Annotated in this window: 13 protein-coding genes and 1 pseudogene; 6 read left to right on the top strand and 8 right to left on the bottom strand. The window is 68.0% G+C overall.

Going from position 1 to position 12655, the window contains the following annotated elements; all coding sequences use genetic code 11:
* Positions 1-77: 77 nt before the first annotated feature.
* Complete coding sequence (locus RTM68_RS06265) at positions 78-788, bottom strand: hypothetical protein (protein ID WP_312169329.1); 711 nt, start codon at positions 786-788, stop codon at positions 78-80.
* Positions 789-1013: 225 nt separating this feature from the next.
* Between RTM68_RS06265 and rpsF the strand changes: the two genes are divergently transcribed.
* From rpsF to rplI, 4 genes are all read left to right on the top strand, one after another.
* Positions 1014-1382 (top strand): 30S ribosomal protein S6, encoded by a 369-nt coding sequence (gene rpsF, locus RTM68_RS06260; RefSeq protein WP_194764332.1) that lies wholly within the window; start codon positions 1014-1016, stop codon positions 1380-1382.
* Positions 1383-1387: 5 nt separating this feature from the next.
* Positions 1388-1897 carry a single-stranded DNA-binding protein gene (locus tag RTM68_RS06255; RefSeq protein ID WP_194764331.1) on the top strand — a complete coding sequence of 170 codons (510 nt, stop codon included), beginning with the start codon at positions 1388-1390 and terminating at the stop codon, positions 1895-1897.
* Between the two features lie 71 nt (positions 1898-1968).
* Entirely contained in the window at positions 1969-2223 is a 255-nt protein-coding gene (gene rpsR / locus RTM68_RS06250) for a 30S ribosomal protein S18 (RefSeq protein WP_055987764.1), read from the top strand.
* A gap of 11 nt (positions 2224-2234) precedes the next feature.
* Positions 2235-2687 (top strand): 50S ribosomal protein L9, encoded by a 453-nt coding sequence (gene rplI, locus RTM68_RS06245; RefSeq protein ID WP_194764330.1) that lies wholly within the window; start codon positions 2235-2237, stop codon positions 2685-2687.
* 64 nt (positions 2688-2751) lie between these two features.
* Here the strand turns inward: rplI and RTM68_RS06240 are convergent, their stop codons facing one another.
* Complete coding sequence (locus RTM68_RS06240) at positions 2752-2973, bottom strand: hypothetical protein (RefSeq protein ID WP_312169325.1); 222 nt, start codon at positions 2971-2973, stop codon at positions 2752-2754.
* 850 nt (positions 2974-3823) lie between these two features.
* Between RTM68_RS06240 and dnaB the strand changes: the two genes are divergently transcribed.
* A complete protein-coding gene (gene dnaB / locus RTM68_RS06235; protein WP_194764328.1) occupies positions 3824-5197 on the top strand; it encodes a replicative DNA helicase in 1374 nt (457 codons plus the stop codon).
* 39 nt (positions 5198-5236) lie between these two features.
* On the opposite strand, the gene RTM68_RS06230 is transcribed toward dnaB, so the two are convergent.
* The 4 genes from RTM68_RS06230 to RTM68_RS06215 all read right to left on the bottom strand — a co-directional run bounded on the left by RTM68_RS06230 (position 5237) and on the right by RTM68_RS06215 (position 11000).
* The gene (locus RTM68_RS06230; protein WP_312169323.1) at positions 5237-5887 is read right to left on the bottom strand and encodes a hypothetical protein; all 651 of its coding nucleotides are present in this window, start codon (positions 5885-5887) and stop codon (positions 5237-5239) included.
* 210 nt (positions 5888-6097) lie between these two features.
* Positions 6098-8686 (bottom strand): LuxR C-terminal-related transcriptional regulator, encoded by a 2589-nt coding sequence (locus RTM68_RS06225; protein WP_312169321.1) that lies wholly within the window; start codon positions 8684-8686, stop codon positions 6098-6100.
* A 529-nt stretch (positions 8687-9215) separates the two neighbouring features.
* The gene (locus RTM68_RS06220; RefSeq protein WP_312169319.1) at positions 9216-10001 is read right to left on the bottom strand and encodes a DNA/RNA non-specific endonuclease; all 786 of its coding nucleotides are present in this window, start codon (positions 9999-10001) and stop codon (positions 9216-9218) included.
* A 102-nt stretch (positions 10002-10103) separates the two neighbouring features.
* The gene (locus RTM68_RS06215; protein WP_312169318.1) at positions 10104-11000 is read right to left on the bottom strand and encodes an SDR family oxidoreductase; all 897 of its coding nucleotides are present in this window, start codon (positions 10998-11000) and stop codon (positions 10104-10106) included.
* Between the two features lie 296 nt (positions 11001-11296).
* Between RTM68_RS06215 and RTM68_RS06210 the strand changes: the two genes are divergently transcribed.
* On the top strand, positions 11297-11854 hold the full coding sequence (locus tag RTM68_RS06210) for a dihydrofolate reductase family protein (protein ID WP_312169316.1): 558 nt from the start codon (positions 11297-11299) through the stop codon (positions 11852-11854).
* 7 nt (positions 11855-11861) lie between these two features.
* Here RTM68_RS06210 and RTM68_RS06205 read toward each other — a convergent pair whose 3' ends face one another.
* Together RTM68_RS06205 and RTM68_RS06200 are read right to left on the bottom strand one after the other, a co-directional pair.
* The gene (locus RTM68_RS06205) at positions 11862-12089 is read right to left on the bottom strand and encodes an RNA-binding S4 domain-containing protein (protein WP_312169314.1); all 228 of its coding nucleotides are present in this window, start codon (positions 12087-12089) and stop codon (positions 11862-11864) included.
* A gap of 79 nt (positions 12090-12168) precedes the next feature.
* Positions 12169-12655, bottom strand: a pseudogene (locus RTM68_RS06200) (hypothetical protein); the annotation flags it as partial.

The following is a 12655-nucleotide window of genomic DNA, read 5'->3' as shown; positions in this document are numbered from 1 at the left end:
TGGTCTGCGCGACGAAACCGGGAGCGACGCACTGCGGGCCGAGGCGAGAGCCCCGGCCCGCAGCGTCTGTCGGTGGATCAGACGGGTGCGACGATGTCCTGCGCGACGTCCCACTCGGTGATCTCCATCGACGTCTCGATGGACTGGCCACCGGCCTCGGCGGATGCCGTCGACGCGAGGATCACGTAGTCCGAGGTGACCTCGTAGACGACGTCGACCGGGACGCCCTGCATGTCGGCCGTGCCGCTCACCAGGAAGACCTCCTGGTCGAGGCGCGTGCCGGTGCCGGTGACGGTGAACTCGCCGGTCAGTCCGCCCGCGGCCTCGGCCGGGTCGATGCCCTCGAGGTTGGCGGCGCTGGTGCTCAGTGCGGCGATGACCGGGTTCGACGACTGCGGGTCGGCGGCCTGCCACTCGCTCGTCGACGACTTGACCCACACGTCGTCGCCGATCACGATCAGCGAGCCCATGGGAGAGATCGACTCGACGGCCTTCTCGGACGGGTTGTACTTCATGGTCGACTCCATGCCGAGCACCGACGTGGTGCCCGCGTAGCCGGCCGTGTCCGCCATGGCCTCGGTGATGCAGGCGCCCAGGGCTGCGCCGTCGACGGCCGCGCCCTCGGTGAGCTCCGGGCAGTCGGAGGTGGGAGCGGTCGTCTCCTCCTGCTCCGCCGCGGCGGAGGGCTTCTCTTCGGCGGGCTTCTCGTCGGCGCCGGCAGAGCAGCCGGTGAGCAGCACGGCAGCGGTCAGGACGAGCCCGACTCCCCACTTCTTGGAACGCATCATGTTTCCCCCTTCGGTCGTGCGCGCGATGTCGATCACCGCGCACGCATTCCAGCATGCCAACTCCCGGCGGAACCGCGTGGAGGCAGCCCGAAGGAATCTCGGCTAGACTGTCGAGGTTGTCTGCCCTCTGGCATCCATTCGGGAAGCCATGACCGACGACGTGCACACACCCTCCTGCTTCCGGGAAAGTCCCGGAAGCCGTTCTAGTCCGAAGGAGGTGGGTAAGTGACGCACCAGTACGAACTCATGGTCATTCTGACCCCCGAGATCGACGAGCGCCAGGTCGCCCCTACGCTCGACAAGTTCCTGAAGGTCATCACCAACGATGGTGGCTCGATTGAAAAGGTCGACGTCTGGGGCAAGCGCCGTTTCGCGTACGAGATCCAGAAGAAGACCGAAGGCATCTACGCCGTCGTGAACTTCACCGCGACCAGCGAGGCCACGCAGGAGCTCGACCGTCAGCTCAAGCTGAACGAGCAGATCATGCGCACCAAGGTGCTCCGCGCTGAGGAAGCTCAGGCAATGATCGCTTCCGAGGCGAAGCGCTCCGAGGAGAAGGCTGCCCGCAAGGCCGCCAAGGCTGCGAAGGCCTGAGTTCCATGGCCGGCGAAACAGTCATCACCGTGGTGGGAAACCTCACGGCCGACCCCGAGCTGCGGTACACGCAGAACGGACTGCCGGTGGCGAACTTCACCATCGCTTCGACTCCTCGGAACTTCGACCGCGCCGCCAACGAGTGGAAGGACGGCGAAGCGCTGTTCCTCCGCGCGTCGGTCTGGCGTGAGTTCGCCGAGCACGTGGCGGGTTCGCTGACCAAGGGAATGCGCGTCATGGCGCAGGGCCGTCTGCGTCAGCGCTCCTACCAGGACCGCGAGGGCAACCAGCGCACCGCGATCGAGCTGGAGGTCGACGAGATCGGCCCCTCGCTCCGGTACGCGACCGCACAGGTGACCCGCGCGGCGTCGAACGGTGGCGGTGGCGGCGGCGGACAGTCGCGCCCCGCGCAGCAGCAGCAGGTGTCGGAGGAGCCGTGGTCCACCCCCGGCTCGTCGACCAGCGCCGATGCCTGGAGCACTCCGGGCAGCTTCGGCGACGACACCCCCTTCTGAACAATCTTCTGGATCGGGTCTCTGAGTCCGTCGAAAGACTCAGCGGTCCGTCTCATAACTAAGGAAAAACAATGGCTGGAAAGTCGAGCGGCGACCGCCGCAAGCCGCGGAAGGGCGCGAAGAACGCCGCTCCCGCGAAGTCGATCCGGGTCGGTCTCATCGATTACAAGGATGTCGCGACCCTTCGCAAGTTCATCTCGGAGCGTGGGAAGATCCGCGCCCGTCGTATCACCGGTGTCTCCGTGCAGGAGCAGCGTCTGATCGCCAAGGCGATCAAGAACGCTCGCGAGATGGCTCTCCTGCCCTACGCCGGCGCTGGCCGCTGAGGGGTACGGATATGGCAAAGCTGATTCTCACGAACGAGGTCGCCGGGCTCGGAAGCGCCGGTGACGTGGTCGAGGTCAAGAACGGGTACGCCCGTAACTACCTCATCCCCCAGGGCTTCGCTACGGCGTGGACCCGCGGTGGCGAAAAGCAGGTCGCTTCGATCCAGGCTGCTCGTCAGGCGCGTGCGATCCACGACCGCGACGAGGCCGTGGCCCTGAAGAACACCATCGAGGGCACCAAGGTGCGCCTGACGGTCAAGGCCGGCAACGAGGGTCGTCTCTTCGGTTCGGTCAAGACCGCCGATGTCGCCGACGCCGTGTCGGCAGCCGGTCTCGGCTCGATCGACAAGCGCAAGGTGCACATCGGATCGGCCATCAAGGTCGTCGGTGAGCACGAGGCCACGGTTCGTCTGCACGACGACGTGACCGCTGTCATCACCCTGCAGGTCGTCGCCGCCAAGTAAGGCCCGACACCCCGCGCGAAACGCCCTCTGTCCTCCGGGACAGGGGGCGTTCTGCGTCCCGTCGTCAGCGGAGTCCGAGCTCGGCGGCGCGACCCGGATGCGCGGGAAGCGTCGGATCCACATCGACCGCCCGAGACCATGCGTCGTCCGACACGGCAACGCCGCGAGCGATGAGGCCGCGCACTGCATCGTCGACCGCATCGACGAAGTCACCGCCGACGTGCGAGCCGTCGACGAGAGAGACGATCACGCGCGCGGTTCCCGGAAGGTGCTCGCCGACCCACACGACGACGACACCCTTCGCGGAGAGGGGCCCCAGGCGGGTCGTGAGCGTCGAAAGACCGCTCCCTCCGAACCCAGCGCGGATCCACGCCGGTAGGTGCGTGTGGCCCCGGATGCGGTTGCAGGCGTCGCCGCGCGGAAGCGAGCGGACTGCATCGCGCGATCGATCTCGGCGAGGGCGGTCGCGACGGCATCCACCGGCACGGTGAACGTGCGGGCGCCGTTGACCGCCCGCCGCAGGCGTCGAACGTCGACCATGGCAACCTCCCCGGGCCAGTCTAGGCAGCCGCGTGCCTGCGCCTGCCGCCTGTGGGCCGTGCGCTCGCGGGGATCCTTCCGACCCGAGATGCGTCGATGAGGCGGGAAGATACTCCCGACATATCGCTCGTGTCCATACCCCTGATGACCAAATCCGCTGGTCGCGACCGCGTGTTCCGACGTGTTGCGGTCTGTGACGCGCCCGACGAAATCTCGGCTTGACTTTCCCCAGGTTCTACACATCTCCCCAGCCGGTGGACAAACCTTAAACGTGCAGTTGAACCACGTTCCCATCCACAGGTTGGGGAAACAGTAAAGTCCGGGTCAGGTGCATAAAACTGATGGCGATTTCACGTAGTCCACCGGGTTATCCACAGCGGTTGTGCACAGACACTCCGGAATTCTCCGCACACTCTCCACAGAGTTATCCACAGCCTGTGTTGCGACCGAAAACAGCCGCTCGTAGCGTGGTCGAGCGACCCGATGTCGGTGGCTGCTGGTTCGCTGTGCAGACGGCTTCGAACGGCCGCGACAGCGCAGCACGACATCCGGGCAGCGCCCCGCCCCACCACGCTCGTCGCATCGAAGGGAACACTGTGTCGATCGCTGACATCTCCGAGGACCGCCTCGGTGGCAAGCGTCCGCCCGAGCGGACCCCGCCGCACGACCTTCTCGCGGAGCAGAGCGCGCTCGGCGGAATGCTGCTGTCGAAGGATGCGGTCGCCGATGTGATCGAGACGCTCCGGGGCGCCGACTTCTACATCCCGAAGCACGAGCTGATCTTCGAGGCGATCCTCTCGCTGTACTCGCACGGTGAGCCGACCGACGTCGTGGCCGTCACCGACGAGCTCATCAAGACCGGTGAGCTCAGCCGCGCCGGCGGTGCCGACTACCTGCACACGCTCACCTCGATCGTGCCCACTGCGGCCAACGCCGGCTACTACGCGGGCATCGTGTCGGAGCGCGCGATCCTGCGCCGCCTGGTCGACGCCGGAACCCGCATCGTGCAGCTCGGCTACGACGGCCAGGGCGACGCGACCGACCTGGTCAACAATGCGCAGGCCGAGATCTACTCGATCACCGGGTCGGAGACCGCAGAAGACTACGTTCCCCTGCAGATCGCCGTCGACGCGGCCCTCGAGGAGATCGAGGCGGCCAGCGGTCGTGACGGCTCGATGACGGGCGTCCCGACGGGGTTCAAGGAGCTCGACGAGCTCACCAACGGACTGCACGGTGGCCAGATGATCGTGGTCGCCGCCCGACCCGCCATGGGTAAGTCGACGCTCGCGCTCGACTTCGCGCGCGCGGCATCCATCGGCCATAACCTGCCTTCGGTCTTCTTCTCCCTCGAGATGGGCAAGAGCGAGATCGCGATGCGTCTGCTCAGCGCCGAGGGCCAGATCCCGCTGCAGAACATGCGCAAGGGAAACCTCGACCCGCGCGACTGGACCACGGTCGCGGCGACCCGAGGCCGCATCAACGATGCCCCGCTCTACATCGACGACAGCCCCAACATGACGCTGGTCGAGATCCGCGCCAAATGCCGTCGCCTCAAGCAGCGCGAGGGCCTGCGCATGGTCATCATCGACTACCTGCAGCTGATGACCTCGGGCAAGCGCGTCGAGTCGCGTCAGCAGGAGGTCTCGGAGTTCTCCCGTAGCCTCAAGCTCATCGCCAAGGAGCTGCAGGTCCCGGTCATCGCCCTGTCGCAACTGAACCGTGGTCCCGAGCAGCGCCAGGACAAGAAGCCCGCCATCAGCGACCTGCGTGAGTCCGGCTCGATCGAGCAGGACGCCGACATGGTGATCCTGCTGCACCGCGACTCGGTCTACGACAAGGACGTGCGTCCGGGTGAGGCCGACCTGATCGTGGCCAAGCACCGAAACGGCCCGACCGCGACGATCACCGTCGCCTTCCAGGGCCACTACTCACGCTTCCACGACATGGCGCCGGGCGGCGACTTCAACTGACGTGAGTGAACCGCCGCAGGCTCGCCTGCGGCGACGCGATCACTCCAGATCGCACGTCCATCCCTCGCACGGAAGCTTCGGATCACGGGCGACCTCGCCGTCGGGCACCCGCAGCACCTCTTCGGCACGGGCGATCGAGAACATCTGCAGCCCCGCGGTGGTCATGAGCGTGCGCCATGAGTCGCACTGCGGATCGTACGGTGGCTGCTCGTAGTCGAAGGGCCGGAGGACCTCGGGGGAGCGGGAGGCGCGCAGGGCCTTGAGGCTGTCCCACATCGGATCGTCGTCGAGCTCGATCTCCGGCTCAGGTTCCACGGTCTGCTCTGACGAGACCCGAGCCTCCATGATCGTCGGCTCCGAGAAGATCGGGATGCGTGGACCTCGCACCGTGAAGTCGAACGTGACCCCGGAGGTCAGGTGCACCATGCGCGAGGGGTCGGCACTGCAGGTCACCTCGGACCGAGCGACGAACGTGCCGCAGTCCGTGCGGACCGTGGCGTAGTCGGGCCCTTTGCGGACCCTGTGCTGGTCGAGAGCTCCCGACACGGTGCATGACGTCTCGGACGCGGCGGGGAACAGCGGGTTCACGAATCGCACACCGAACAGTGCGCCCATCGTCAGGATCACGCCGAAGCCGATCCACGCCCAGACCTTGCGTCTTCTGCCTGACGGCACGTCCCCCCGAACCATCCTCGTATCTTGACAGATGCGGATGCCGGATGCGGAAGAGCGTAGGAGACGGGACGCCCCCACCACGGGGGAGGAGGCGGAAAGGGCGCCCCGTCTGACACCGTCATAGGGACGACGCCGCTGCCGCCGCGCCGCAGCGCGGCATGGCTGCTCACATAGAGTGACAGCCGATCAGAGCCCGCACAAGTCTCCCTTTGTCCAGTTCTCGGCTCAGCTGAGGGCCTCCGCATGGCGTCGGAGGCCGCGCCGGTTCGAGACGTCGAGCTTGCGCATGATGCGGTGCATGTGGCTCTCGACCGTCCTCACACTCAGCACCAGGCGGGAGGCGATCTCGGCGTTCGACAGACCGCTCGCGGCCAAGCGGCCGACCTCCTTCTCGCGGTCGGTGAGGGTCACGGCGATCGCACCGAACCTGGCCAGGTCGAAGTTCCGTCCGACGTGACGGCTGCGCACCTCGTCCTCGAGGCCGAGCGCGCGGCGCTGCGCGGCATCGTCACCGGCTTCGGCGAACCAGGCACGCGCGAATCGGCACGCCGACAGCGCGGTGCCGGTCAGGCCCCTGTCGTCGAGCTCGCCGACCGTCGCGAGCATCGCCTCGGCATCCCGGGCCACCAGCGCACTGGTGAATGCCGCGTGGGCGCTCAGTCCGGCAGCCTCGGGCAGCTCCTTCGCGTGCGTGAGCGCGCTGTCGAGCCGTATCGGGGTCGGATCCAGCTCCACAGCCGAGAGTTCGGCCATCAGTCCGGCGAAGCGCGCACCACGGGTCCAGAGCACTTCACCCGAACGCGCCAGCACCTCGGCAGCGTCCTGCACCTTTCCGTCGAAAGCCAGCAGCTGCACCTGGGGCCAGACGTTGCTCTGACCGGGCAGTGGTCCGTCGACGGCCCCGAGCTGATCGAGGTCGGCGGCGAGGCGCTCGCCGACTGTCAGCTGCCCGCGACGGATGGCGACGACCGCGGCGATCGAGAGGAGCGAGAGCTGCATGCCCGGAGGCAGCGGCGAGGGCTCGCCGGCCGAGAAGATGACCTCGAGCAGATCGTCCACAGCCGCATGATCTCCGGATGCGAGGTGGCAGACCGCTGCGGCGGTGCCGAACGCGCGCACACCGTCGATGTCGAGGTATCCGTGCGCCTCATCGAACCCGCGCTGCAGGACGTCGAGCGCGGCGCGCGAATCCCCCTCCCCGAACAGCGCCAGCCCCAGCAGCATCCGCGGTGCGTGTCGCTGCTGCCCGTCGTCGACGGTGTCGATGAGACCGAACACGCGTTTCGCGTCCGCGAAGCGGCCGAGGCTCACGAGCACGCCCATCTGGGTCTCGAGCAGCACGGCCTTGACCGCGGTCGGGAGCTCGTCGGTGACCTCGAGACGGGTGCTGAAGTCCTCGGGCACGACGTCGAGGTTGGCGAGGAGCTGCACCTCGATCGCGTCCAGCATCCGTCCGAACCGGCCGACTCTCGGCGCGTCCGCCTGCAGCTGAGCGAGAGCTCGCGCCATGTCGTTCTCGACGTACGCGATCCACTCGGCCTTCAGGGCCGAGAAGTCGGCCCTGCTCGCGTCGTCGCCCGAGAGCGCGTGCGGCGACGACAGCACCTCGGTGATCACATCTCTCACCCTGGGGGTGTGCGTGTGCATGAGGGCGCGGATGTATCGGACGGCGCTGGACGCCGTCGGGTTCGCCTCCCATTCGGCAGCTGTGACGATGCGGCGGGCGCGGGCGCGCTCCTGCAGCAGACGTACGAACAGCGCATCGCGCCCACCCGACGAGGGCGACGACTGCGGCTCCGTCAGCACCGACCACACCGATTCGGGAGTGCTCAACTGCCGCACGATCTGCCCGGTGAGACGGGTGCGGCGCGCGGTCAGCGGCTCGTGCCGGAAGAACTCGACGAGCAGTGGCGGCATGACGGCGACGAGCTGACGATCGCCGCTGGGGATGAACGTGATCATCCGTCGCTCCTCCAGCAGCTCGAGGGTTCCCCAGTCGACCAGCTGACTCGCTGTGTCGATGTCGGCGACGCCGACGATCGCGATGATCTCGAGCGCATCGCGGGTCGCGTCGTCGAGGCTCTCGAGGTGCGCTTCGAGCACCGCGCGCAGGCCGCTGCTCCAGAGATCACGGGTGGCGGTCCACTCGCCGGCGCGCAGGACCAGCCGCTGTTCGCGGATGGTGGCGTCGACCAGGCTCAGGGCGAGGCCGATGTTGCCGCCCGACTTCGCGAACACCCGACTCATAGTGGTCGCCTCTATCGGAGCCGACAGATAGAGCTCGAGGGCGGACTCCATCTCCTCGAATCGCAGCGGCGTCATGTCGATCACGTACGAGGGTTCGAGGGTCGAGGCGGGCAGCCCGCTCGGAGTGTGGCGAGCACGCAGCCCCTGCAGACGTGACAGGACGATCGGCACCCCGTACTCGCGGCGCACCGACTCGGCCACGCCCCATGACGACTCGTCGAGATCATCCCAGTCGTCGAGGAAGAGCACGGATCTGTGCGGGCGCAGCGCCTGCCGCAGAGCGTCGGCCGTGCCGTGCAGATTCGACCCCGGTCGTTGGGTGCCGGGGTCTCCGATCCCGGCCAGATGGAGCGCCGCGAGCGGATGCTGTCGCAGAGAGGCGATCCCGCGCACGGCGATCACCGTCCACTCGTCTTCCTCGATGCGAGAGCGCAGCGCTTTGAGAAAGGCGCTTCGACCGGAGCCGCGGCTGCCGACCACATCGATGCTGACGCCCGCGCGGATCAGATCCACCGCCGAGGTGAGGCTCTCTTCGCGTCCGACGACCATGAGATCTCGCTTTCTCACGCGCATTTCCTAAGCAAAAAGTACACTCCGAGCCTCGGGAGGAATAGACGCACCCACGCTTCCGACGGTGTGGCCGCACAGGCGAGCCTGCCGCGTATCCCGCCCTCGTGACCTGCAGAATGTGGCGTCCTACGAGCCGTCGCCGCCGAGCTTGCGTACTCGCTGACCGCCGCCCCGCCGATCGCGAGGCGCATGCAGTAGTCCGTCCGCGCTACTGCTTCGTCGGACTCGGATGCTCCGATGGCGCCGGACGCGGAGCCGCTCGCCGACGGCTACTGAGACGCCCGGCCGACGCACGCAAGGTCGAGCATCCGGACTCGCAACGGCCCCGATTCCCCGCCGGAGCCGGCTCCGGATGCGGGATGGTCGAGGTGTTCGAATTCCCACTCGAACACCCGCGGATCCGCGTGAATGCCGCCACCGAGTCGCCCTTCTCCCCGATGCGCGACGAACTCTTCCCCGGAGCGTGTGGCGGTGTTCGTCTTCTCAGCGGGACGCGCTCCTCCGGCGCGTCCCGCTGTGCGAGTCGTTACAGTGTGATGTCGACCGGCGATGCCAACTGCCGCCAGCGTGCCTGTCGACCGGTGCGTGCCTCGAGGACGTCAGCGGCGGCGAGCGGCCCGACATCGACGCCCGAGATCCGAGCGATCTCGGCGACGGGGACCTGGAACGTGCGGAAAGACCCCAGCGGGGGTGCCGCCAGCAGCCCGTCGGGCGTGCGGACGAGGTCGGTCTGGTCGAGCACGAAACCGGCGGCGGCCAGCCCTTCGACACCCTGCCACGCGGCGATCTTCCAGAATCGGAGCGGGATGCGGATGCTGCGGTACGCCGGATCATCGTCGCCGAGCACCGGCGCGGTGAAGACCGACAGGCGCTGGTCGGTGCTCTCGGCATACTCGATCACATGGTCTTCGAGGCCGAGCCAGAGCTCCTTCGACTGATTGAACCCGGCGGCCTGCGGAGCCGCGTTGGGATAGAAGAACGTCGCCTCGGTGGCCGCTCGCGCGTCGGCGACGTCGCCCCACCCGGGGTCGCGCCGACGTACGAGATGCCCACGGTCGAGATCGTTGCGCGCGTAGACGTCGGGGCCGGTCTGCTGCTCGGCATCCACACGAGGGTCGAGGCGCCACTCGCCGGTGCGCGGCAGCTCGCGCAGCAGGGCGCCGTCGATGTTCACTCCCGTGACGGCAGCCAATCGCCGCGCGCGGTCGAGCAGCACGGTGAAGCGCGGATAGCTCAGCTCCGTAGCATCCTGTAGGGGCCGGGGCAGCGGCACCGGTGTCGCGAGGAAGTCGAGGTCGTATCCGTCTGCCATATCGACATACTGCCTCCCGGCGCCGACATTCGCCGACGGGTGCAGAACCGGGGGAGCGCCCCCTCCGGATGGTCTCGGGAGAGGGCGCTCGTGGTCAGCGGCTCACGGCGTCGGCATGCCGCCGTTGACGTTGAGCGTCTCACCCGCGACGTAGCTCGACTCGGCGGAGGCGAGGAAGACGTAGGCGGGGGCGAGCTCGGCGGGCTGTCCCATGCGACCGAGCGGGGTGTTCTCGCCGAACTCGTCGAGCTTCTCCTGCGGCTGTCCGTCGGTGGGCTGCAGAGGCGTCCAGATCGGGCCCGGGGCCACGGCGTTCACGCGGATGCCCTTCGGGGCCAACTGCTGCGCGAGGCCCTTCGTGAACGCGTTGATGGTCGCCTTGGTCGACGCGTAGTCGACCAGGATGTCCGACGGCGAGTACGCCTGGATCGACGTGGTGTTGATGATCGCGGAGCCGGCCGGAAGGTGCGGCAGCGCTGCCTTCGTGATCCAGAACATCGCGTACACGTTGGTCTTGAACGTGTCGTCGAACTGCTCGTCGGTGATGTCGGTGAGCGACTCCTGGTAGATCTGCTTGCCGCCGTTGTTGACGAGGATGTCGAGGCCGCCGAGAGCGCCGACCGTCTCGGCGACGAGCGTGCGGCAGTACTCGGGGTCGCGCAGGTCGCCGGGGATCTGCGCGACGGTGGCGCCGGCTTCGCGCAGGATGCCGGCGATGCGCACAGCATCCTCCTCCTCCTCCGGGAGGTACGAGAGCGCGACGTCCGCTCCCTCGCGCGCGAAGGCGATGGCCGTGGCCGCGCCGATGCCCGAGTCGCCGCCGGTGATGAGCGCCTTGCGTCCGGTCAGACGTCCGGTGCCCCGGTAGCTCTCCTCGCCGAGATCGGCCTTCGGTGCGAGGTCGGCGTCGAGCCCCGGTTCGGGCATGTGCTGCTTCTGCGGCTCGATGTCGGAGTAGAGCTTCGCCGGATCGGTGAAGGTGTATTGGTCGCGAGACATGAGGGTCCTCTCGGTCGTCTGTGCGGGGGAGTCCCATCGTGCGCCCGGGTCGCCGGCCCGGCTACCGCCTTGCGCGCTCCGGCTCGGGTCGCTATGGGCGCGGTGCGGTTCGGTCGACACCGTCCCGGGAGGAGATCACGCGCTCGGAAGGAGGGATACGCGCATTCCCTCCTTCCCAGCGACAGATCTCCTCCCGAGCGAGAGCAGGTGCGAGAGCCCGAGCGGGTGGGGAAGGGGCGCGGGACCGGGGTCTCGAGGGGGTCGACCCCGCCGGATGCCGGGAGTACCCTCGCCGCATGGGCCGACTCATCTATTCCATGATCACGTCGCTCGACGGCTACGTCAGCGGACCGGACGGCGGCTTCGACTGGGCCCTCGACGAAGAGCTGCACGACTTCATCAACCGACAGTTCGCCGACGTCGAGACCTATCTCTACGGGCGACGCATGTACGAGACGATGGTCTACTGGGAGACCGCTCACCTCGAACCCGATCAGCCGCAGGTGGGGATCGACTACGCGCGGGTCTGGCAGGCGGCGCAGAAGGTGGTGTTCTCGACGACTCTGGCCGAGGTCTCGAGCGAGCGCACCCGTCTCGAGCGCAGCTTCGATCCCGCGACGGTCGAGCGCTGGAAGGCCGAATCCGAGGGCGACCTGTCGGTCGACGGGCCGACGCTCGCGAGCGCGGCGATCCGCGCCAGACTCGTCGACGAGTTCGGCCTGTTCATCGGGCCGGGGATCGTCGGCGGCGGCAAGCCGTTCTTCCCCGAGGGCGTGCATGTCGACCTCGAGCTGCTCGAGGATCGCCGGTTCCGCAGCGGGGTGATGTTCCTGCGCTACGCGACGGAGCCGTGACGAGCGGTCAGGGGCGGACGCGAACGGTGCGCCCCTCGAAGGTCACGAGGTCGCCGTCGTGCAGCTGGCGCCCGCGGCGGCGATCGATCTCGTCGTTGACCTTCACGAACCCGTCGATCACGACCTCCTTGGCGTCGCCGCCCGAGTCGAGCAGTCCCGAGAACTTCAGGAACTGACCGAGGCGGATCATCTCGCCGCCGATGGAGACGTCGTCGATTCGGCCGGAATTCGTCATGACTGAAATGGTAGCCGTCCGACACGCGTCGAGCCGCCGACCCCGAAGGGCCGGCGGCTCGAGGAACGACGCGGGACGCTCAGTCGTCGATGTCGGTGCCGACCACGGCGAAGTCGGCGCTGAAGTCGATGTCGACCGAGCGGTTGTCGCTCGTGAGCACCGAGGCGTCGTAGGGGCTGACGTCGTCGCTGTCGGCGTCGAGGTCGGTGATCATGCCGTCGGCCTCGGCCAGCGCGGCATCCACCAGGGCGCGGATGGTCGCCTCGTCGAGAGTGTTCGTCGGCGCGGAGTCATCGTCGTCCTGCTCGGTCGAGGTGACGGTGGTGGCGAGGTCGGCATCCACCCGCACCTCGGTCTCGCTGCCGTTCGCGCCGGTCAGCTGCACCTCCCAGGTGCCGTCGCGCTTCGCGTCGATCGAGGTGACGTCGCCCTCGGCGGCGCCGCGGGCGGCATCCGCGATGGCGACAAGCTCATCGGCGGAGTCGGTGCCGATGCCGGTCACGGGGCCGCCGCCCTGCCCGCCACCCTGCGACGGACCCTGTCCGTCGTCGTCGCGGTCGTCGCCA

It is taken from the genome of Microbacterium sp. (genome assembly GCF_031988965.1).
Lineage (GTDB): Bacteria > Actinomycetota > Actinomycetes > Actinomycetales > Microbacteriaceae > Microbacterium.
Note: the sequence above shows the minus strand (reverse complement) of the source record. Positions and strands in the feature narration are given on the sequence as shown.

Excerpts from the sequence above, each read along its gene's own strand:
- RTM68_RS06215 (WP_312169318.1), bottom strand. The coding sequence starts at position 11,000 with ATGTCTCGCGACCAATACACCTTCACCGATCCGGCGAAGCTCTACTCC.
- RTM68_RS06265 (WP_312169329.1), bottom strand. The coding sequence starts at position 788 with ATGATGCGTTCCAAGAAGTGGGGAGTCGGGCTCGTCCTGACCGCTGCC.
- RTM68_RS06230 (WP_312169323.1), bottom strand. The coding sequence starts at position 5,887 with ATGGTTCGGGGGGACGTGCCGTCAGGCAGAAGACGCAAGGTCTGGGCG.
- RTM68_RS06205 (WP_312169314.1), bottom strand. The coding sequence starts at position 12,089 with ATGACGAATTCCGGCCGAATCGACGACGTCTCCATCGGCGGCGAGATG.
- rpsR (WP_055987764.1), top strand. The coding sequence starts at position 1,969 with ATGGCTGGAAAGTCGAGCGGCGACCGCCGCAAGCCGCGGAAGGGCGCG.
- RTM68_RS06255 (WP_194764331.1), top strand. The coding sequence starts at position 1,388 with ATGGCCGGCGAAACAGTCATCACCGTGGTGGGAAACCTCACGGCCGAC.
- RTM68_RS06210 (WP_312169316.1), top strand. The coding sequence starts at position 11,297 with ATGGGCCGACTCATCTATTCCATGATCACGTCGCTCGACGGCTACGTC.
- RTM68_RS06220 (WP_312169319.1), bottom strand. The coding sequence starts at position 10,001 with ATGGCAGACGGATACGACCTCGACTTCCTCGCGACACCGGTGCCGCTG.
- rplI (WP_194764330.1), top strand. The coding sequence starts at position 2,235 with ATGGCAAAGCTGATTCTCACGAACGAGGTCGCCGGGCTCGGAAGCGCC.